At 43.3% G+C, this 22161-nt stretch carries 21 protein-coding genes; all 21 read right to left on the bottom strand.

Translation table 11 applies throughout. The features are described from left to right. Position 1 precedes the first annotated feature (1 nt). Positions 2–226: a hypothetical protein gene (locus H5158_RS13305; protein ID WP_182740215.1), complete on the bottom strand. Its 225-nt coding sequence runs from the start codon at positions 224–226 to the stop codon at positions 2–4. Continuing rightward, complete coding sequence (locus H5158_RS13300) at positions 219–1952, bottom strand: hypothetical protein (protein ID WP_182740214.1); 1734 nt, start codon at positions 1950–1952, stop codon at positions 219–221. Before H5158_RS13300 ends, H5158_RS13305 begins: the two co-directional genes overlap by 8 nt. Then, a complete protein-coding gene (locus tag H5158_RS13295) occupies positions 1949–2278 on the bottom strand; it encodes a hypothetical protein (protein WP_182740213.1) in 330 nt (109 codons plus the stop codon). The genes H5158_RS13300 and H5158_RS13295 overlap by 4 nt, the downstream gene beginning before the upstream one ends. Beyond that, positions 2271–3251: a hypothetical protein gene (locus H5158_RS13290; protein ID WP_182740212.1), complete on the bottom strand. Its 981-nt coding sequence runs from the start codon at positions 3249–3251 to the stop codon at positions 2271–2273. The genes H5158_RS13295 and H5158_RS13290 overlap by 8 nt, the downstream gene beginning before the upstream one ends. A gap of 5 nt (positions 3252–3256) precedes the next feature. After that, complete coding sequence (locus H5158_RS13285) at positions 3257–5395, bottom strand: hypothetical protein (RefSeq protein ID WP_182740211.1); 2139 nt, start codon at positions 5393–5395, stop codon at positions 3257–3259. A 25-nt stretch (positions 5396–5420) separates the two neighbouring features. Continuing rightward, positions 5421–5783, bottom strand: coding sequence for a hypothetical protein (locus H5158_RS13280; RefSeq protein WP_182740210.1), 363 nt, complete (start codon positions 5781–5783; stop codon positions 5421–5423). After that, positions 5780–9466 carry a tape measure protein gene (locus H5158_RS13275; RefSeq protein WP_182740209.1) on the bottom strand — a complete coding sequence of 1229 codons (3687 nt, stop codon included), beginning with the start codon at positions 9464–9466 and terminating at the stop codon, positions 5780–5782. The genes H5158_RS13280 and H5158_RS13275 overlap by 4 nt, the downstream gene beginning before the upstream one ends. An 80-nt stretch (positions 9467–9546) precedes the next feature. Then, positions 9547–10296, bottom strand: a complete 750-nt coding sequence (locus H5158_RS13270; protein ID WP_182740208.1) for a hypothetical protein — start codon at positions 10294–10296, stop codon at positions 9547–9549. 1 nt (position 10297) lies between these two features. Continuing rightward, positions 10298–10714, bottom strand: a complete 417-nt coding sequence (locus H5158_RS13265) for a hypothetical protein (protein WP_182740207.1) — start codon at positions 10712–10714, stop codon at positions 10298–10300. Further along, a complete protein-coding gene (locus tag H5158_RS13260; protein ID WP_182740206.1) occupies positions 10714–11142 on the bottom strand; it encodes a gp436 family protein in 429 nt (142 codons plus the stop codon). The genes H5158_RS13265 and H5158_RS13260 overlap by 1 nt, the downstream gene beginning before the upstream one ends. After that, positions 11143–11625, bottom strand: coding sequence for an HI1506-related protein (locus H5158_RS13255; protein WP_182740228.1), 483 nt, complete (start codon positions 11623–11625; stop codon positions 11143–11145). A gap of 73 nt (positions 11626–11698) precedes the next feature. Continuing rightward, entirely contained in the window at positions 11699–12607 is a 909-nt protein-coding gene (locus H5158_RS13250; RefSeq protein WP_182740205.1) for a Mu-like prophage major head subunit gpT family protein, read from the bottom strand. Further along, entirely contained in the window at positions 12607–13842 is a 1236-nt protein-coding gene (locus tag H5158_RS13245; protein ID WP_182740204.1) for a phage protease, read from the bottom strand. The genes H5158_RS13250 and H5158_RS13245 overlap by 1 nt, the downstream gene beginning before the upstream one ends. Positions 13843–14070: 228 nt before the next feature. Then, entirely contained in the window at positions 14071–14811 is a 741-nt protein-coding gene (locus H5158_RS13240) for a hypothetical protein (RefSeq protein ID WP_182740203.1), read from the bottom strand. Positions 14812–14836: 25 nt separating this feature from the next. Then, positions 14837–16063 carry a hypothetical protein gene (locus H5158_RS13235; protein ID WP_182740202.1) on the bottom strand — a complete coding sequence of 409 codons (1227 nt, stop codon included), beginning with the start codon at positions 16061–16063 and terminating at the stop codon, positions 14837–14839. 54 nt (positions 16064–16117) lie between these two features. Continuing rightward, entirely contained in the window at positions 16118–16573 is a 456-nt protein-coding gene (locus H5158_RS13230; RefSeq protein WP_182740201.1) for a phage virion morphogenesis protein, read from the bottom strand. Then, on the bottom strand, positions 16573–16767 hold the full coding sequence (locus H5158_RS13225; RefSeq protein WP_016707827.1) for a hypothetical protein: 195 nt from the start codon (positions 16765–16767) through the stop codon (positions 16573–16575). The genes H5158_RS13230 and H5158_RS13225 overlap by 1 nt, the downstream gene beginning before the upstream one ends. Next, positions 16764–18245 (bottom strand): phage minor head protein, encoded by a 1482-nt coding sequence (locus tag H5158_RS13220; RefSeq protein ID WP_182740200.1) that lies wholly within the window; start codon positions 18243–18245, stop codon positions 16764–16766. The genes H5158_RS13225 and H5158_RS13220 overlap by 4 nt, the downstream gene beginning before the upstream one ends. Further along, entirely contained in the window at positions 18246–19802 is a 1557-nt protein-coding gene (locus H5158_RS13215; RefSeq protein ID WP_182740199.1) for a DUF935 domain-containing protein, read from the bottom strand. It abuts the gene before it with no gap. A gap of 157 nt (positions 19803–19959) precedes the next feature. Then, on the bottom strand, positions 19960–21570 hold the full coding sequence (locus H5158_RS13210) for a terminase large subunit domain-containing protein (protein ID WP_182740198.1): 1611 nt from the start codon (positions 21568–21570) through the stop codon (positions 19960–19962). Further along, a complete protein-coding gene (locus H5158_RS13205) occupies positions 21563–22159 on the bottom strand; it encodes a DUF3486 family protein (protein WP_182740197.1) in 597 nt (198 codons plus the stop codon). The genes H5158_RS13210 and H5158_RS13205 overlap by 8 nt, the downstream gene beginning before the upstream one ends. Positions 22160–22161: the final 2 nt, after the last annotated feature.

The following is a 22161-nucleotide window of genomic DNA, read 5'->3' as shown; positions in this document are numbered from 1 at the left end:
CTTACACTTCAATTTCAGTAAAAGGTAGTAGAGGTGCAGCGCCTACTATGCGCCCATTTTCTACGTATACCGCACCAGTTTGAACACTATCACCTAGTACAACGCTTTGGCTGCTGTCGCTGTATTCGACTAGCGTTGTGCCGTTTGTGTTAACTGTGACGATGGTTGCTATTGTGCGTTGGGTTTTATCGAGTACTGAGCCGAGTCTGTTTAGTGTGTTAGACATTGCTTACCACCTGTATTGTTTGGCTAACTGTAATAGCGCCTTGGTCGCTGATACTGGCGTTAATTGTCATGCTGTCGCATGTTGCTTTAAATACTGAATCTGTGTAAGTAATGCCAACTAACATACCAGGGCGGATTGGTGGTAAGTCGTCTAAAAGCTTGGTTCTGATCGTTGTATTTTGTTTCTTACCGCTGTTAGCCAGCTCACACGTTCCGCGCTGACGAGCTGCTTGATTGTGGGTGATTAGCGTATCTACAACATCATTTGCAAACTGATCACCTAGCGTACCAGCGCGTTTGATTTTACACGCTACGCCTTGCTGTTCACCTCGCACAAATACCGCGTTATGTTCCTGGCTTATTGTTTGGCTACTACTGTGCTCGAGTATGATTGAGTCATTTAAAATGACATCACATATTGCATTGTCTGTGTCCCATGGCATGACGGGCCACGCTGGGACTACTGAGACAGTTTTAGTTGCGTCGTTAATATCGAGTATTGCGCCGATTGACTTAGCCACACTTAACAGTGCCGCAGCTGGGGTTAAATTGGTGTAGGTAAACGCGCCTGTAGGGATTGGATAATCAATCATTTTATTATCGAGTGACCACCCCGTATTAACGAGTATGTCAGACATGATCCCCGCCAGTGTTTTAGCGGTTGGGTTAGCGTAGTTTTTAGCGCGAGCGTACGGGTTAGATAGTAACGCAAAGCGACTGCGGCAACTTGCGCTATAACTTTGATTAGCAAAGCGGTTGCTAGTGCTTGGCTGCTCACAAATTACATAAAACTCATAGCCATTTAGCGAGATTCTAAGCTCTTGGCCCAGGGCGCGTTCAAAGTCGATGCGTGAGCAAAATTTAATATTGCATGTAGCGCTAAATTGACCGCGAGATATAGAGTAATTAACGCTGTTGATTAGTATCTTTAAATCGTCTGAAACACGCACACAATTGATAGTAGGTTGCATGATATATGTATTCCTAATTTGTGGTTCTATGGGGATTTTGCGATCAATGGTTGGTACGTCATCATCACCGCGCACTAAGCCGCCCGGTAAGCCCCAATAGCAAACTTTGTCGGGGTTGTTAAAACGCATAACTAAGCGACCGTTGTGTGTCGTTGCTGGCCCTGTGAACTCTAAGTTCACGTAACCTTTGAATGGGTGATTGCGCCAATAGCAAATGTATTCTTTTTCTGTTTCGCCATAGTAGATCACAAATTCATTGCTGTTTAAATCTGGGTTAACTTTCCAATCTATCTGCCATGATTTCTCAACAATTGGTCCTGTTTTCCATGGCAAAACTAACTGACTCTGTTCAACGTCTAAATTATTTAGCCACGGTAAAATAAACTGCTCATGCTCAACTTGCATGTTAGTTTTAAACTGCATTTGAACGCTGTTTATAACACTGTTACTGACTGACAACGGGCAAGTTAAATCAATCTGTTCATAATTATTTGACTGCCATGGTGCGGCTAGATTTACGGCTATAGAATCTGCTGAGCTGTATGCAACCTCTATTGACGCAGTGATGTTGATTGAGGTCCAAACTAACGGCGTAACTTGCTCTGTTAAAGCTGGGCTAAACCAAGCAGTAATAAAATCGATGCCAATTTCTTTTTTACCTACAGGAGGATCTACTGGGTCTGTATCACCAAATCGAATGTATAATGGTGATTGATGTAAATAAAACGCTTTGGTAAAACGCAAGCTGATAGTCATACACTTTCATAAGCCTCTAGCGTTAGACCACTCACAAGGTTAGCAATACAAAAATCTTGTGCCGTTGCATTATAGTTTTTTGAGTCATCAAAAATTATCGCATACAATAATGGCTCAATTGAGTATTTAACCGGAACTATAATATTTACTATGCTTTGATTAGAAACATTCTTTGACGATATCAAGTTGCCATTTAATCTATCAACTAAATGCAATCTGCTCGCTGCGGGATCAACATCAACTGTAACGAGTCCAAGATCAAATTGCTGATTGATTCTGGTTAAGCCGCCGCCTAATAATCTATTTGTAGTTACTGTATTAGTCATCCCAAGACTCCGTAGCTAACATGATATTACTTGGCGAATAGCCAACCGAATTTCGTAAAAGATAGTGCGGTTGATCTGGCATATTAATCGTTGCTGGGTAATCTAACGTTTTATCATACGCAATTTTGGTACTAATCAACCCCGGCAATGTCCCTCTGATATAAGGCTGTAAAGTACTATATATACATGGTGTTCCAACTCGATCAGATGTACTTTCACCGTTTTTAAAGTACACGTAAAAAGGCAGTGCGATATTCACGTTGGGCATACCATTAAGTGAGCTGCTGCTTAATCCTTCATACGGCTTTTCTATAGCATATTCCACGACGTGTTCCTCACCATCAGCATCCCATATTTTCAACGCTAGATCAGAGGCTAATCGAGCTCTAGATATTGAGCACATATACTCTAAATTTTCACCGTACTTATCTGTATCGTTGGTCGGTGGATTCAATTCTTGTTTATCAATAGAACTAGCAAAGCAAATGAAACGCCCTGTGTCATTTCCTTGTGAATTTGAAATATCCCCTGCAAAAAATGACGCTGTATAATAGCTTTTTTCATTATATGTACCTTCAAATGCTGAGAAGAAATAAAAGGCTTTTTCGGTGCCAATAATCATCCAGTATTTATTGCGCTCAAACACACGTATACTTTGCGTGTAGCCCTCTCTATATAAAGAGTCTAGGGATGGCACAGAATGCGCCGAACGAACATGCAATCCACTGTCATCGTTAGTACCATTTTTCGATGATATAACTAAATAGTTCCCTGAGCCGCCCACATTACTATATGCTGCTCGTGGGTTTGACGCATCACCACTATGTGTTTTTACCCATCCTAGAGCTTGTTTTGTGCCATAGCCTTCAACCAAACATTTATCTAAAACATTTAAAACATCTCGGTTCATACCATTAACAATTTGCGGTGCGCCTTCGTCATCCCAACGATAAACTGTTACTGCTTGAGCCATAATTTTTAATCCTTATTTCCACGAAATGATAAAGTTGAATTGTCACGTACTATTTCAGAGTGACCGGGTGATACTGAGCGCGTAACTATGGTTGGTTTACTGGCGGCTAGGGTTTCAAACAAGAATGCTTCACCGGGGTTTAGTCCTGCACCAAATGCCTCTTTACGTAAGATAAAATACGGCGCGCCAGCAAAGCTGTTAATCGGCGCACAGTCGTTTAGCGTGTCGCCGCTGTAGATATTACCGACTGATTCACCAATCACGTTGTAAGCGGTGGTTGATGTGAAAACGATTGCCCAGCGCTGAGCTATTGCGCCAATGTTGGTTAGTTCAATTGGGTATTGCGTTGTATTAATAGCACTTGATGCACCCGCGCCAAAATCACCAAAATTGTTTTGCCATGCCGCTAATGTACGCTCGTCCTTAGTTTGCGCTTGGAAGTCACCCAACACCTGAACGCTACTAACTGTTGAACCTGCGGGATAAGCGCGGTTTAACGGTGTTAATAGGCTTAATGTGTTGTTGTCGATTGCATCAATGAGTGCTAATTCTGATTGTATAGCAGTGATAATAAACGGGGGTGAAAATGCGCTTATTCCCGCGTTGATAGTTATATCACCCGTTGCAGCATCATAGTTGTAATTGTCATTAGTCACAGACCAACAACTTGCACCGGTGCTATCTACAATATCAATAAAATCAGCATCAGCTAAAACGTTAATTGATTGGCCGCTGGTTAAGCTCGCAGCCGCTGTGCGTTCACGGTTCTGTACGCTGACTGGGTTGAACGTATGAAAAATTGGCACCGTGCCATTGTTGGGTAGCGTAGATGTATCAAAGCCACCCGGCGGTGCAGGCACCGTAGTTACTTCAATTTCGTTATAGTCAAAGCGAATTGAATCGGGCTTAACATCTTCACTAAATACTAAATCTACATAGCCCGTTGCGCTTACTGTACCCGTGCAATTAGTGCCTGTGATATTACCGCTTAAATCGCTAGACGCTGAGAACGTTGCACCCGCTGCGGTTTCAAACGTAATATAAACCGAGTCACGCGCAAAGTTACTGCTCGGTAACTGCCAGCGCTTAGTGTTGATTGTTAACGCACCTTTTTGTATCAATGCGCCTAAGTTATCGGTAACTGTGCCGTTATAATCCACGCTATCAATTTCTGTTATTACGCCAGTTTCATAATCAATGGTCGCAAACACATAGCCGCCTGATATAAAACGGCCTTGGCTATCGTCTTTATAGACTGTTTCGTCACCCGTTTTTTTGAGCTTAGCCGAGCCTTTTAAAACGGTTTCACCAGCGCCCAAGGTGATCACTGAACTCGTTGTAAATGAATGAAACCTAAAATCTTGGTTTGATACATAGTAAAGCGTGAAATATTGGTCTTTAGCCACGGCGGGGTTCAATTGTGCACAAGAGAATGTACCATTTTGATAACGCAGTGAATTAAGCTCACCAGCTCCAGCATTGATTTTCAGTGTTTTAACGCCTCTTATCACGTTGCTTGGCTGGTCCAAGTAGCTTGTGTCGTAATACCAGGTGTACTGATACTCACCGTAGAATGTTGGTTCGGCTTCTAAGAAGTCCTCAACGCTCAGGTTTATTTCTGTAATTTCACCGTAGCTTAAAATGCGCTTTGTTCTGTAAATGCTAAATGGCTCTGAATCTGGTTTAAGTCCTATCTTTGTATTAACTGTGGTAATACTTGGCGTTAGCGTGCGTGTAATTGATTCCACGCTTAGCTCTTGGCCCTGTGCATCTACTGGCGCAGTTAATAAACTAGTACCGTGAAATTTAGTGCTAGCAAGTCCCAAATAAGGCAGCATTTCAGCAACTGTGTCGGTGTCTTTTAGGTCTTTAGCCTCAACTAATAAAACATTGACTAAGGGGTCATCTGGTTGGTCGCTTAAGAATATGTGAGCATCCTGCAAGCGGCTTGAATCGTCTGTGCTTAATGCTGGGTAAAGCTTCACTAAATCAAATGATGATCGAGCATGGTCAATATCACTGATTGAGCTAAACACATCGTTCAATTTACCACTTTCAATTGCGTTGCTTGTGCGGTGGCCGCCAGCGTGTGGCTCGTTGCCAATGCGTTGTGGTTTGAATATTTTTAAATCGGTTCTTTTCATTATATTTCCTATTATAAAAATCGCTTTAAACAGTTTTTAAACGTAAATTAATGTTTTGAAAGTATGTTGGCGCCGAGTCTGAAAAATGCGTATGCGGCACGGCTTCTACGGCCTTTTGGCTGTGGTCCCACACCACATTAAACACAGTGCCGCGTATTGTTATTTCAAACGCTGTGAGGGTTGTTTGTGCATGCTCATGCAATGCTCTAAATACGCTAGCGTCTTCAAAATCACTGTATAAATAGATTGGTCGTCCTGCGGTTATCGGTGTTTTTTCAATGTGCTGCGCGCCGTTTAATGCGCGTTCTGTTTGCTCTGCGACTGGTAAGTAATCAAACTCATTGAGCCAAACAAAGTTATCCAGCCCTTGTGCATTTATTACGATCATTGGGTGTTACTCAACTGTTCAAGTTTTTGTAAAAATTGCTCTTCAAACTGAGCTAATAAATTGGCCGATTGCCCACCTGGCAAAGCAAGTTCTAACCGGACGGTTTTGCCATTGCTCGGCTGTTGGTTTTTAAGCACGGTTATCAATTCACGCACAGCAGCTGTTAGGCTGTTTAAATCGCCGTTAGATGCGTTATTGCTGGGCGTATAGCTATTTGTAGGCGGCGTATAGTTTGCCGTTGGTGCAGGCGTATACGTCTGTACTTGTTCAACGGCTTTTTGAGTGGTGCTTTGCGCTTTTATCGCTTGCTGTTGTGCGTTAATGGCTGCGTTTAACGTGCTCTTTTGCTCACGCGTTAGATATGTAAGCTGTTTATTGATTTTGTTGTATAAATCAGTCAGCGCTTTGCTACTGCTGGCGTTATCAATTTGGCCGCTAAATTTACTAAATTGTGTATTTTGAGTATCGGCATAAGCGCGGCGTTCGCGCTCTTCGTTGATCTCTTTTGAGTCTAAATCGTATGCACTGCGGCCGTTCTCTTCCTGATAATCGACTACATCACTTACGCTGGCACGTTGCGATTGATTGTAACGACTTACACTGCTTGAGGCGCGATTTGCTGAGGCAGCAACACGTTCTAATTCTTCTTTTTGCTCACGTAAGCTTTTTGATGCTGATTCGTTCGCTTTAACCTGATCATTAGTGGCTTGCGTACCTGCTCGGGTTGATGCTGTGGCGGCATCTTGTGCGCCTTTAAAGTCACCTAGCAGGTTATTTACAACGCTTAATACATCGCCTAAGCGCTGTTTTTCATAGTTATATTGTTGCGCTGTTAAATTGCCAGCTTGGTAGCGATCATTTAAGCGCTCAAGCTCGTCAGTTAAGCGGCTATGTTCGCGTTGCAACTCACCTAAACTTGCAAGCTCTAGCTGCTGAACGCGCGTTAAATCACTTGTTTGGTTAGTTAAGCGCTGTTGTTGAATGGTCAGCGCGGCTTGCGCTTGGGCTTTTTGCTCAGTAGTGGCCGTGCTGCTCGCCATTACTTGCTGATTAGTTTTTATTGCGTCGCGGGTTTGCTCTAACTCGCGGGTAAAGCGGTTTACTGCATCGCTGTTTGTGTTATTTACTGGCGCTAATTGTTTTGATTTTTCAATGAGGTTATCAAGTTCTTTAGTTAACCCGAGCGCAGCCGCTGTGGCCTGTATACTTGCTGGCACAGTTCCTTTGGTTGCAACTGCTGTATCAATGGCAGCTGCCGCCCACTTTGTATATGCTTGTTCGAGCTCATACACACCGATTTCATTATTCTTATAAGCTTCTAGTAGGGTTTCATAAACTTGCTTGGCTTGTTCTTCAGTAGACTTTAACGAGTCACTTGTAACAATACCTGCCTTACTCATTATTACGCTAAGGTCTACAACTGCTTGGCCTGCTGTTTCAGCTACCGTATTAATATTTGCTTTTTGAGCTTCTGTGCTTGCGGATACTTGTTCATTTGTTGCTTTTACAGTTGTTTTTATAGCTTCAGTACTGGTTTGTGTTAGCTGCTCCCATGCCGCATTTAAATTTTTACCATCCTCTAAAATTGATTCATAAAAGCCCTGGCTAACAGCCTTCAGTGCATCTGCTTGGAATTGTGCTTTTTGGGCTAGTTCGTCAGCGCCCACAAAATCAAGTACGCCCGCAAATGCATTTGTCATTGATGATGCATACTCAACCGCCGCCATAGCGACTGTTTTAATACCAGCAGTAAAACCATTGAAAACAATTCTAACTGCCCCTGCAACGCGCTCAGCCCCTGAAATAAAACCGTTTATGTTATCGAGTAATACCTTAAATGATTCACCGCCATCGGTGATGATACTACTGAAAAAAGCACTGATTTTTTGAGCGGCTAAATCTATGCTGCCATCTTTCACTAGACGATCAAATTCGCTATTGAGTTGCTTCATAAAGTCGATAGCAACTTGATACACGCCTGAGTCAGCCATTTTGATTTTAAAGGCTTCCCACTTATTACTAATAAGCGTGACTTGGCCGCTTAAGCGGTCAAGGCTTTTCGCTGCTTGCCCGGTTGCTTGTTTACCCATTTCGTCAAACAGGGCTTTCATGGTTGCGCGACTGAGCTGGCCTGACTCTGACATTTTTTGCAGCTCAATAGCGTTTTTACCGGTTACTGTTGCAAGCAAATCCCATACTGGCACGCCGCGTTCAATTAATTGCAGTATTTCTTCTCCCTGCAATTTTTGCTTAGCCCAAGCTTGACCAGCAGCAAGAATAATACCTTCTAGTTTTTCTTGTGAGCCACCCAATTTGGCGTTGTAATCAACCAATGACTGCATTGCACCAGCCATCGGATCAATGCCAAAGGTTTTTAACTTGGCAAACGACAACTGGGCGCTTTCTAAGCGAGTGCCCGTTTCGTTGGCAAAGTTTTTAATCCATGCTGTTGCTTGCTCACCAGCGGCAATACTGCCCATCATTGCGGCCATTTGCGCGCTAAATGATTGCGCTCTATCACCCGCAGATAATACCCCTAATACACTGTCTTTTAGCTTATCAAGGCCAATGTATGTACCCGCCATAATAAGTAGGTCTTGGGTTGCTTGTTTAATACTAGAGCCAAAACCATCAGCACTTTTTTCAGTATCGTTTAGGGCTTTACGTTGTTTTTCTAAGCGAGTATTAACATTATCAATTGCTATTTTTGCGGCAACTTGTTGCTGATCAAGCTGCTTGGTTTCGGCGCTTAAGTTATTTAAATCCTTACCAGTAGCCGTTAACGTAACTTCAAGCTGCTTAAACTCACCTCGGTTTTTAACGATGGTGGTACTTAGGCTATTTACCGATGTTTGCGCTTCTTTTACGTTTAAATTGTATTCAAGTACTTGCTTGGCCGTGGCTTGCTGGCTTGTTTTAAGCTCGTTAAGTTCAGCTTGCTGTTTTTGGATTGCTGCGGTGTATTTTGCGCTGTCTGTGGTTGCTTCTTTTTGTTTTTGTGTAAGCGCTGCAAGCTGAGTTTCTGCTTTTTTAATACCCGCTATATAGTCATTATCAGCTTGCTTAGCTGCTTTTTGCTTAGTGGCTAGTTCGGTAAGCGACGTTCCTGCACGAGTGTAAGCGCGTTCGTTTTCTGCAAGCGATTGTGATAATTGCTCATAACGAGCAATAGCGGCTTTTTGAGCCTCAATATTACCGAGTTGATCGGTTAATATTTTACTCGCAGCTTCTAGCTCTTTAATTTTTTTATTTGTTTTTTGAGCACTGTCGCTTACGTTATCTAAGTTCTCGCTGTACTGCTGTGCCTTGGGGGACGCGTTACTTGTGCTTTTAGTCGTATTGTCTATTTCATCATTGAGCTTTTGTGTGTTTGGTGCGGCCGTTTTAGCGGTGTTTTCAAGCTCGTCTATTGAGTCTGTCAGCTTTTTAGCTGCGGGGGCTGCTTTATCTGTGCTGGTGCTAACGTTGTCTATTTCATCACTAAGCTGCTCAGTTTGAGGGGCAGCTGATTTGGTTTTTTGCTCAAGTTCATCAATTAAATCACTGAGGTTTTTTGTAGCAGGATTAGCGGCATCGGCGCTTTGCTCAATATTTTTAAGCTCTGTTACCAGCTGCTCAATATTTTGCTTGCCTGTGGCTTCGGCAACGATGCGTAAGGCTAATTCGAGTTTTTTATCTGCCATGGGTTCAACTCAGTTTAAACAGTGTTTAAATGGGGGATAAAAAGGCTCAGGGGCTGAGCCTTTTGGTACGAGGTAATTGATTAAGCGTCTAGCTCGTCAATGTAAAATGGCTCATCTTTGCCATTTACAAGCTTTGCTGTGCCTTCAAGTGCAGCACTTACAAACTCACTGCCGGCTAAATCAAGCTCTTTCGTAGGCATCATAGAAGTGTCGTAAATTTCAAAGTTAACTTGCTTACCATTTGCTAAGTTAGTGCCCTCACCAAAAATACGTAAACGTGTTTGTGACTTAGTACCGCCTTTTATACGTTTGCCGGTGCGGGCGTTATAACTGCCCGTAATGGTAATGCTGCCACCAGCGGCTAATGAACCACCTTTGATTGAACGGATCATGCCGAGTGCAAAGTTAAACTCGTAATCAACGCCTGCGACTTTAGTTTCAGTGGCTTGCTTAACAACTACGTCATCAGTAAAGTTTTGACCAGGTACAACAACCCACGATTGATTTTCAGGCAATGTCACAGCTTCATCCGTTAACGTGCCCGCTGCATCGTTAATGGCTGCAACCTCCCCCATCAACGCTAAAGCAATTAGTTCGGCAGGTTGGTCATCAAACTCCCATGTAATAGCCGCTGGCTTAGCGATTTTTACATCATCCAGGGCTTGGCCCTTACTGGCCTTTTTATTTGATGTACGGACAACTGAATCAGCCTCAGTTTTAATACCGAGCTTGGTGGTGTTAATTGGGCCAAAGATTTGGCCTGTGCTTACGCCTTGTTCGTTTAAGCGATCAACAAAAATATTGCCCGCAAGTAAAATACCGTCGCTCATATTAAAGCGCTCCTTTAAGAGTCATTTGACATGTAAAAGCCAGCGGGTAGTACGCGTGGCCACTGGTGAATTGAGGTTTAGCTGGGGTGTTTACTCTAAGCCATGGCCCCGTACCGTTAAGTACTTTGCCTGCCATAGCGCGAATAATGTTTGTTAAGTGCTCGCCTGCGTTATCTTGCTTACGAACAACTAATACAACTATCCATGTTTGCGTTAGCTTCATTAAATAGCCGGCGTTTTTACTCTCTGGTAAATTATCGCCGTAATACATTAAATGAAGGCTTGGTGTTGTTTGGCGGTCTTCCTTGATGTCTGTAAGTTCATCACTCAAGTAAACGCGCTTAATGCCTGACACTTGTTCGAGTGCCTGTTTAAGCGGGTTTTGAGCGGCAAAATAGTCAGTGGTAATTTCAAACATCAGATAAATCCCTTTGTTTTTTCACGCGCAAATACAGAGCCAGCACTTTGTATTGTGGCAGTGTCTTGCACTTTGGCGTCTTGCCCCAGTGCGTCAACGCCTATACTTAGCTCGCCTTTTGCTACTGACATTAAAAATTTAATTGCGTCCTTGTAACGGGTTTCTACATGCTCTGGTACATCGTTTGTGCCGAGCTTGTAGCGAGCAATATCACAACAAAACTGCTCAAGTAGATTAGGAACGGTGACAAGCGGCAACTCATAACGCCCAGCTAAATAGCCGTTAATCACGTCGCTTGCATCGTTTATAGCCTGCTCAATAACTGCGGTATTAATTACATCAGCGGGGCCATCTTCGCGCTCACTTAAATAAATAAGATCACGCTCGCCAAAACGTTGTTGCATCGCGGTTATTGTTGCGTAAGCCATTTACTCGCCCTCGCCTGCTTTGGCTGCTTCTTGTAGCCATTGCCACGCTAAATCACGAGTAAGCGCAGGTACTTTAACTTTAATTACTTCGCCTTCGGTTTCGCCTGGCGCTTCATAAGAAACCTGAGCACAGCTGGGTTGCTCTGCAAATTGTGCATCAATCATTAGCGCAATAACGGGTTGTAGCTCAATTGGGGCTTGGGTGTAATCAACGTTTGCATAAAGCAAAGGATTGTCTAAATCTGCACCCAGGTTATTTGCGTCCAGCTGTGATTGCGGCGCAGTACTCGCATCGAGCGGTATAGCTTGCACCGATAAGCGTGGATCATTTTCAATTGCATCAAGCTGCTCTTGGTCAAGACCAGCGGCGGGGATTTCATTTTTACCTTGGTTGAAACTGAGGCCAGCTCGGCGGTAGCCGGTTGGCTGCATGCAACTGACAATAACAGCAGAGATAAGGCTGATTTTAAGCGTTTTCGCCATTTCATTATTACTCCTGGTTTCAAGCATGGGGCTATAACGCCCCGTACTTAGTAGGGTTTAACTATTGATTGGATTAAAGGTAATCAGCGACTAGCAGCTCTACACGGCCTTTAAGTTCGTTTGAGCTGTTTGAGTCAAGCTCACGCTCTAGCATTCGAGTTGCTTGTTTTTCCATACTGCTAGGAACAACAAGCAAAGTAGGTCTAACACGCAGTTTTCGACCACCATCCGCAGTGAAACCACGCATTTTCCCTATGCTGTCCCATAGGTTATCTGGCGTTAACGCGCGTTTATTAGCAAAGGCTAGTTGCCAAAAGCCAAAGCCAGCAGCATCACGACAATCAACGCCATAGCGGAACTCTTTACGAGTGAACACAACCTCGTCGTCCATTTTTGTCATAGCAATCAAGTTAGGCTTTTTACGCTCTTGGAAAATCAACGGCTTTAGCGATTTTGAGGTATCAAGTACGTACCAAGGTTCACCTTCATAGGCTACATCTTCGGCCATATTCGCCGTTGATACAGCTACACCAGTGCCATCTGCATTTGGTGCAACTGGGTGGTCAGTATCAAAAAAGTTTTGCCCGTCATAGCACAGAGTTGTAAATCCGGCAGCGAGTAATTCAAAACACATTTCGTCTGGGTGAATTGCCGCTGCGCTGCCCATTTCTTTAAAAATAGGCGAATAAATACCTAGTTCATCGTCTTCTATATCGTTGCTGTCTACGCCTACCGTCGCCTCATAGTCATCATTAACAATGCTATATGCGTGCGCTTTCATGCTTTGAATGTCACGATCACCTACCCATTTTTTAAGCGATGGGAACTTACCTAGCCAGCCATAGGTATTTGATTTGGTAGTTGACTTGATCACAGTCGCAATTTTATTAAATTGCGGCTCTGCTTCTGATTTACCTGCTTCAAACTCGGTTTTAAAACCAGTAAATAAAGCGGTTAATAATGCGGGGGTCACTAAAGCCATTAGTTTTGCTCCTGTTTAGCTTTGGCAAAGGCAGCATGGCTTAGACCTAACTGGTCTGCGGCATACTTGTCTTCTGCGGTGAGTGCTGCTAAGCCATCTTTGTCGTTTTCTGGCTTAGGTGTATGAGTGGTTTGCTGAGCGGTAAGGCTGGCAATAGGTGAACGAGCATCTAACACAGCTTTTAACGCTGCAACGCCCTGCTGATTACCTAACGATGTTAAATATTCAACTTCTGACGCAATAATGCGGCCATCTTGCTTGGCTTTATTTACTTCTTGCTCAACCGATTGCGTGGCACTGCTGCTTTTAAGCGCGACCATTTCAGTGTGCAATGCGTTGTAGGTTTCTACAGGCACGTACTTAGCTAAATTAACCTCCGTATTAGGGCTATTAGCTTTAAGTGCTGCAACGGCGTCATTAGCGTTACTTAATTGGGTGGTGAGCGTGTCGGCTTCATCGGCCTTGGCCTTTAAAGCGGCGAGTGCTGTTGTTGCTTTGGTGTAATCTGCATCGGTGACGTTATCACCATCCACAGTGACACCTAGCAAGCTCAGCAATTTTTGAGCTGCATTCATGGGTGTATCTCCATTGTTAACATGGGTTTTAGAAGTTTTTAAAACGGCTACTTTGTCCATGCCATCAACAGCAGGGTCGTTAGTTAAGGCAAAGTGGCGTAATTTGGTTGGGCGGCCTGTTTGTTTGTCGTAATGAAAAACAGGGCTTATAAAGCGATATTCGTCGTTTTTTAGGTGTGCGCGGGCTCTAGGTGTCCAACGAACGTTAAGAGCATAAAGCCCCTCGCCTGGTACATACTCTAAATCGCTTGGGTTAAACCAACCGCTGGCAGGGGCTGGCTTGCCGTTTTCTTCGGCGTGTAGGGTTTGGTGCTCGTAGTCAAAATGGTAATCGTTAGTGCGGGTGCTAGCTGTGCGTTTTAATTGCTCAAATGCAGCTTGATCAAGTAACCAAGCATTTGCAGGCACATCAAATGGGCGGCCATCATGTGATTTAAAATAACCATCTGGCATTATCATTACGCGCTCACTGATACCCTGCTCGTTTATTTCGCTTGCAAAGCGGCACGCAGCAAAACCTAAATCAGCAGGTTTGCTAGCTGATAAAGCAGCAGGTTTGCTAGCTGATAAAGCAGCAGGTTTGCTAGCTGATAAAGCAGCAAGCGCCGATGTAAGTGAGGTGGTTTCAAGTAACTTAAATGTGTTTAATGGTTTTGGCATGGCTGAGCACAGTTTGAATAATCTGTGCTCAGTATGGATTTAGATTTGCTTTGGTTGGCCGTGCGGTGTTTCGGGAATTAAAGAAAAAACAGTTTGAGTGTGTACATTGACTAATTTACCCTGTTTAAAAGATGTTTAAACAGCTCTGTTTACGTATTTAATGAAGTATACCAAGGTTTTCTAAACTTCATAGTAAGAGCCCTTGAGTGCCCTCCGAAGAGATAATTTTTATGTTTTCATATTTAAAAGTTTTAAAAATCGCTTAATTTCTTTTTTGTAAATTGACGTGTATGTTACTTCATCAAGATCATACAAAGCGCTCTCTAACCACTTGCTCCTATCTGTCAACTTAAAAAACCATTTCAATTCATATAGGTAATGTAGCTGATCTAAGCTGTTTTCTATCAAGTAATCTTTGAAATCATCTTCATTACTCTCAGCATAAAGAGCCACTAGTTTAAGCTTATTTATAAATGAGTTTTCTAATAAGAACACTTTTGATTTAATTCCATCTCTACGAGTTCCTTCAAAAGCTCTTTTAGCTTGATCTAAGCTCATATTATCTAAACCGATATCACCATGTCTCCACTCTAAACAGCTATCAATTTTTTGTTCTTCCTTTTCAATCAATTTAATAACTTTATTACTTTTCTCACGCTTTGATATTTCATTTGAATACTTTAATTGCTCCTCATGAGCCTTTCTAGTTTTTTTGTGTTCCTCCCGAGTTAAGGATATCTCTTCTCTAGTTAAGTGCAGTTCTTTAAGCTGTAACCTTAACGAATAGATTAAGAGTAAAACTGTTGAGAAAGAGAAAATAGGATTTAATATCCCACCAAAAAAATCCCCTGTAGCCCCCCAATCAGAGATAGTTCTTGCAAATCCAATACCAAAATAATTTATGAAAAAATAAATAGTTAGACACGGTACTAATAAAAATAAAAAAACACTAATGTACTTTAATTTCATGGCTCTTCCTTATAAAGAATACTAACTAAACATTTTTTGATTCATTCTCTTTTTTCCCCCCAACCTCTTGCTTACTACTTAAATCAACTTTTTTGATGAGCTCCATCATTAGCTCTTGCGTATTCAATGGAAAACTATCTTGTTGATTTAAGTTTGTTTGCCTTGAAGCAAAGATTCGTTCTGCAATTGAAATTTTAATTCTATTTTGGTCCGCTTCTGGGAGCGATGCAATGTAAGGTGTAATTGCTTTTAAATCTAACGCTGTGTGGTGATAGTTATATTGCTGTTCGCGGTGTTTTGTGGATTCTCTGGAAAGGTATGCAGCTGGTATTGATAGAATAAACACTAGCACTGTTCTGAAAATTGAGCTTTCCCAATCAAAGCCAGAGTGAGTTGAGTCATAAAATGAATAGCAAACAATACTCACAATAATAGCCATGCACGTTATAGAGCCCCCCCGTAACCAATTAGCAGCCTTTTTTTCAGCAACTGCGCTTAAATCATAATCTTGAGCCATTACTCTATTGGCTGTCTGTCCTAGAACTTCATCCATTTGCTCTTTCTTTTCTTCAAGGTAAGCTAAAGTGTCTTCGTATGATTTTTTAATAGTTTGAAGCTTAGCGTTTAACTCTTTAAATTCACGCTCAGCTGCGGCATCTACATTGTTCATATCCTTTTCAAATTGTAAAAATGATTTATCTACAACTTTTTTATGTTCACTTAGTTGGGAATCCAATTTTTTACCAATAATGTTCATGGATTCTGTTATTAGTTTTTTTTGTAATTTAGAGTAATTAGATGTCTCTGGGTCACCAGACTTAATCAGTTCTACATGTGTTGAATTGAAAGCCTTAATAAGTATAGCTATCTCTTTATAAACTAATTCAACAAGCTTTTTATCCCGCTTAGATATTTCAGGAAAACTCTGGTAATAGTGAAAAAAATCTTCATAAATAACATCTAAATTATGAAAACAGTTAGAAATTTTAGATAAGCCTAAATCAGGCTGAATTAAAGAATTTTCAGTGCGATAAGTGCCCACTTCATACTGAGTTAAAAATGAGTCCCCTATAGCGTTGATTAACTCAGAAACTTCAATATCAATATCCCTCAAACAATCTTCAATCCGGGCTATTAGCTTTGTCCCTTTTCCTAATTTATCGTAAGCCTCTATTTCATTAAGCCCTTCTTTTATTTCAGAAAAGTTTTTATTAATTGATTTTATTATTTCAAAAGCTTCTTCTACTAACATGATTCCCTTCCAAATAACCTATAAATACTTTTTCATTCTACACAAATATATACTCTAAATAATTAAAAATTCACTCAATATCTCAATCACTTCTTTCTCATCATCCTGCGACAACCCTAAAAACGGCCTTGCTGGTATGGCGGCTAAACGCGGGATCATATCGCTGGTGCCACCAAATTGATGGATAGCGCCGTATTCCATGTTTGTACCAAACTCTAATGATTCGTCACCTACGTTATAAGCGAATGTGTCACGGAGTATGTCGTTTAGCCTGAGTATTTTATCTTTGTTCTTTTTTTTACTCTTTGCGTAGTCTGGGTTAAGTGGCTGCCACGGGTCACCGTCGGGGCTGCGTTGCTCGTCAAAGTGATCACGATGAGTCAACATTAAATGTTCGCCTACATTGCCAAGTGCGGGGGCTAAGTTATCTAGGTTCTTTACCAGCTGGGTGAGCACATCGCTTACAGCGGTTGCGCCTTCGGTGCTTATGTCAATACGCGCGCCTGCCATTACACTAGCCCTTCATCAAATGCTTGCATATGAGTTTGTTGATCAAGTCCTGCAATGAGTGCGGGGAGTAGATCAGCAATTTGGTTAGCCTCTTGCCCTTTTGCTTGTTGCTCAAGCTTTGCAAATTCGCGGCATGTTTGTAGTGTGTACGGGGTTTGCTGTAGCAGCTGCTGTGCTTGGGTTAATAATTTCATCGTCTTTTATCCTGTGATTTAGCGGCATCTTTTACTAGTTGGTCTATCCAGCTTACAAGCTCTGGTTGCCATTTTTTAAGCTCTTTACGAGCAAGCGCCCAGGCGGTGAATGCCTCTGCAAATTGCTCGTATTTATTCACCGCACCGTAATAGGTAACGGGTAAGGCATTTTTTAATAGCTCTGGCGCACCTGCGTAATAGTGTACTTGGTGGCCGAGTTCGTGCAGCCAGGTTGAGACTAAACTATGTGCTTGGTGTTTATCTAGTGAATCTGCACCACTTGAAATAGTATGATCACGATTGATTGTCTCACTGTGCCAATTATACGAGTACTTACCTTTGTTATTTGCTGAGCGCTGCACGGTAAGCGCGGCGCTGTCTTTTAACGCTTGCATATCTACTTTAGCTAAGTTTTGCGCGCTTTTCACTTTTACGACTACGTGCTCATACCCTACAGAAGTAAAACCCCCGCAGTTTTTAGCGCCACGAATGCTGTATTGCATGCGCGCGTAAAATTCATCTACGCCTAAGTACTCCCCCACTTCGCTACGAATTGCTGCATTTGCTTTAGAGCCTGCACTCATTTGGGTTTGATTGACAAATACTGTTTTGGTTTGTTTGGCTGTTAAAAAGCTGTTTAACCCTTCGAGTACTTCACTATCTAACTGGGCTAATAGCGGGTCAAGCTTTAGCGCTGTGACGTTTTTAGCGCTGCTATAAGCCGATGGTACAATGCGGGTTGCTTGGTAATCCTCTATACGCTTAGCAAGCGGTGGCTTATCGGCCACTTGTTTTTTAACCTGGCTGGTAAGCTGGGCGGTATTCTTGGGGGTATAGTCAAAGCCCGGATCAATGCCCAATGGTAGCTCAAACTCTTCACCCGTTTTTTTGTTCGTCCAAGTGTAACTGCCGTTATCAGGCGCTGTGCCTACGGTTAGGCCACGGCGTTTAAGCTCCCGCTCGCTTAAGCTAAACTTTTTACATTTGCAGCCCCAGCCATTTTGCGGGCTGTGGGTGTCCCACCATGGATCATCAACTAGTAAAACCAAGTTATTCCATTTCAAGTGTATTACGCGCGGGGTTTCGCTATCGCCGTGCTTGTATAACGCATAAGGGCGGCTTGCTTTAAGCGCTTGTATTTGCCCCTCACGGCCTGCGTTGTAGGCTTGGCGTATATTGGTTTCGTATATTAACTGGCTACGCCATGCGGTCTGGCCGTTATGCTCCCAACCGTAACGGGCTTTGATATTATCAAACTCTTTTTGAAACCAGCCCAGGCTTTTACCTTCGCTTATGGCTTTATCTACTGAAGTGTAAAAGTCGTTTAGCATGTCGGCTTTGGTTACGCCTGCAACCATAAACGCGCGGTTATGAGCGCTTTGCCATACGTCATCCCAGCTGTTGCTGGGGGTATTTAGCTTTTGCCGAAAAAAGTTTATGCCATCATCAAATGGTAATGAGCCATATCTAACAGCCATTTAACGGCCCTCATCCACTTCTAGTGCGCCTAACAACTCACTTGCTGCCATTGCCTTTGCCATTATCTCAGTAAAGCCCTCTGTGCTTATTTGTGGCTCTAATTCAAGTATGCCGTCGCGTATTTCTTCTAAGCTGCTGGCGTTTTTAACCAGCTCGGTTACTGCATCGCTCATACTGTTTAAATGCGTTTGTGCTTGTGCTGCTAGCTGCTCGGCTACTAAGTCGGCATTGTCTTTTTGCGGTACTGATTTGAGTGCGGCAAAGCCTTTTAAAGCGGTTTGTGGCTCTGTTATTGGAGTTAAGCTTAAAATAGCCTCGCCCTTTTCTGGGAGTGGGATTTGGGTTTTTTCGCTCACCCATTTTGCAGGGATTGGGTAATTAACTTCGGTGAGTATTTTGAGGGCTGGGGCTAACTGGGCAATGTCTTCGGCTTCGCTGGTGTCAAATTTAAAGCGCGGAATACGGCGTGCGCCTGAGTAACTTTTAGAGTTAAGCGCGTGCATAGGGTAAATAATATCGCGCGTTATGGTATTAGCTACTTGTTTTAAATCGCTTTCGGTTATGTCGTTTAGTACGTCCATGTGAACATTACCAAGCGCGTTAGTGCTGGTTTTACCGTCGGCTTGGCTAGTAAGCGTTGCGCCTAATACCGCTTTACTTTGGGTGGTTTCACACCACTTGATCATGGCTTCAAATGGATCTGATTGACCATTGGCGGCATTTTGAAATTCAATCTCCATGCCTTTAGGAATAATGCCTCCTGCGTTATGGCCGATGCTAAGCACAGCACGTAACAAAGTGGCTTTTTCATCATCACTTGCGCCATTGGGATATTTACCCAAACGCAGCGGTAAGCCGTAAATCTCTAGGAACTCAGCAAGGTCGCGTATTGAATAGTTTTTAAATAAGTACGGCCAAGCCACCGTTGAGGTTAACCCGGTACGATGGATATACCCCGATTTACTGCGGTGAATATGCGCGCACCAGCCAAACGGGTTTAACTCTTGGCCTGTGTAACTGTTATCACGCAGCATTAACTGGTTGCGGTTATCTGGATGGGTTTGGAATAAGTTTTGATCACGAAATTCATAGCCAGTAATAATATGCTCGCCGCCATCAAACGCCCAACTTAGCTCATTACACGAAAACGATTTTAGTATTGCGTCGCTACAATCAAAAATTAGATCCTCTAACCAAGTGGCATCTTCTAATATTTCTTGGATTGCGGCGGCGTCTTTTTCCTCTTGCTCTGTTGCGTTACGGGGCGGCTCTACTGACCAATCGTATTTAAGCCAGCCTCGGCGGCGTTTGGTAAGCTCACTGAACAAGTGGCCGTCTTTGTCTTCCATATCTTTGGCTAAGTCGGCCATGGCCGCTAAATTACCTGCGTCGGCATCTTTTAGTAATTGCGCTAACTTGGCTGGAGTAAGCGCCTCGCTTGGGTGCTCCGCAAATTGACGCATCAGCATACCCACGCGGCTGTCTTGCTCGGTTTGGGTTTGCTTAAAGTCGGTTGATTTAATTGGGTTGCCGTGAATATCTACTATTTGGGTCATGAGTTTACTCTAACTTTAATGATGGGCTTAATGCTTAGTACATATATATCAAGCGTTAATGTGTGTTGGTGGGCCTTGGCTAAACTGGCGGCGGTTATATCAAGCTGCTGCGTTTGGGCTGTGAAGATCTCTTGATAAAACACCCTAAAACGCTGCGCTACCATGCTGCTTTGTGGTCACTTGCCATATCACCACTATGGTCTGGGCGCATATAGTTGGTACTTGATGATTCTTGCGTTTTACCTGGTAGTTCAGTAAATTCAATCGCACTGCCGTCCATTTCAGCGGCGCGTATTAGCATGGCGATTGATACCGCGCTATCGCCGTGGCGTTTATTGCCGTCACTACCGGTGTTTTTACCTTTATCTACCTGAGCAATACCATTTTTAAGTTTGATTTGACCTAGGTCGTCGAGTACGTCCTGATCTTTTGGTAGCGTTATGTTGTCGGTTTCAAAGTAGTCTTTAAGCTTAGGCATCCACTCGCGATACCAGGCTTGTGATAAATGCACGCTATCTACTAGTTCGGTGCCGTATTTAAGGCTTGCGGCTTCTGCTAAATAACCGCCGTTACCTGTGGCGTCAAACGCTAAGCCACGTAATTTTGGTAAACGGTCACAAATATAAAGCATAATCTGCTTTTGCTGCTCGTAGGTTACGTTGCGCAGCTCGACCATAAACGGCACGGTTAGGCTGGTGTCTTGGTTTATTTCACCAATACTGAATACGGTTAAATCGCCTTTACGGGCAAAGTCTTCACCAAAGGCATGGGTAAGATCAGAATTTAACCAACTTATAAGCTCGTCAATATTTTGCTTACACCAAGTGGCTACGTCTTTTACGCGTTGCTCTTCGGTCCAGCTTTCAAAGTCGGTGGGCGCTTCATAACGTAGTACTTTGCAGTCATCACTTAAAGCACGTTCGCGCAGGCGGCGGCTTAAGTATTGGCCTGCGCCTTGGCTTGGTACGCAGTAAAGCTCCTCGTTTGCGGCGTCGGCTGTGGGGTAAAAATCAACTTGATTAGCGAGCCATGCGTCTTCTTTTTCTTGCGTCCACGTTTGCCCACTCACTAAACAAATACGTTTATAAAGCCCATGCCTCAGCGCTTTATCAATAGGAATATGATGCACGGAATACTTTTTAAGACCGCGCCGAGCTTGGGTTATTAGAGTATTAAATAGGTTATCTACCCCGTTATGGGTCGAAATTATACGTACTCGCCCGCCCCACATGGTGAGCGCCATAGCAGCTTTAAGTACTTCATCTAGGCGGTCATGAAATGCGGCTTCATCTATTACTACGTTACCTTGGCGACCTCGTAAGTTGCGCGGGTTTGAGCTTAGCGCTACTATTTTTTTACCCGTACTTGGGAATTTAATTTCAAAGGTGTTGATTGATCGCTTTGTACCGTCTGGGTCTTTTTCTTCAAATATGCCCTCTTCTACTTCGCCCATAACCATGTTGAGCTTTTGCGCCCAAAATGCACAAGCGTCTATAAACTCCTTAGCCATTTCTTTATCTGAGCCAAGGTAATAGGTGTTTTGTGCGTTTGCGGGGGCAGCTGCGCTTAGTACGTCGTCGAGTGCTTCGGCAAAGGTTAACCCAGTACGGCGAGACTTTTCGGCAATTTTTACTATTGCATCATCTTCCATCCATAATTTTTGATAACCAAAAAGTATGTCTGTGCCCATGGCAACCGCTAAAGAACCTGCCACTTTGCTAAGCGGTAGTTCGTTAGTTTGGGTAATACTTTGCGCGGTGCTAGTCATGCTTTAGCCCTAATATGTCGCGTTTGAAAAAGGCCAGCATATCGTCTGCGGTTTGCGGTAAGTTTTCGTTTTTAACCTTTTGGTCTAGGTCTTTAGCGAGCTTTTCAGCATAGGCTTTTTCTATTTCTTGCTGGCGTTTATGGGCGGCCATGGCGGTTTGCTCTAGGCGCTGAGCTGCGAGCATAGCGTCTTTTATTGTGTCGATGTCTACCGCTGCATCTTCGTCGGGGTTCATCATTTGCTGCTGCATAGCGCGGAACAACTGCGAGCGGCCCATTTCTAAAATAAGCTTGGTGGTATCGCCTGTGGGCTTTTCGCCCAGCTCTGCGGTGAGTGCTTTGGTTGACTCGCGCAGGTCGCGTAGCTTTTGGCCTATGGCTTCGGTTTTTTGGGCATGACGGCTTAAGCCACTGCGGCTAATAGTTGCGCCTTCATCTAAACCAGATTCAATAATAAGGCTGTTTACAGCATCGAGTATTTCACCTTGGCTAAAGCGCTTATCACGTAGCATTGAGTCGAGCTGCTTTTTAATATCTTCTGGCAGTAAATCAACTTTGCTGGGTTGGCCTCTGCGGATTGACTCACTCATAG

The sequence above is a fragment of the Pseudoalteromonas sp. SR45-6 genome (genome assembly GCF_014163545.1).
GTDB classification, from domain to species: domain Bacteria; phylum Pseudomonadota; class Gammaproteobacteria; order Enterobacterales; family Alteromonadaceae; genus Pseudoalteromonas; species Pseudoalteromonas rhizosphaerae.
The sequence above is the reverse complement of the archived record's forward strand: the minus strand, read 5'-3'. Positions and strand labels throughout refer to the sequence as shown.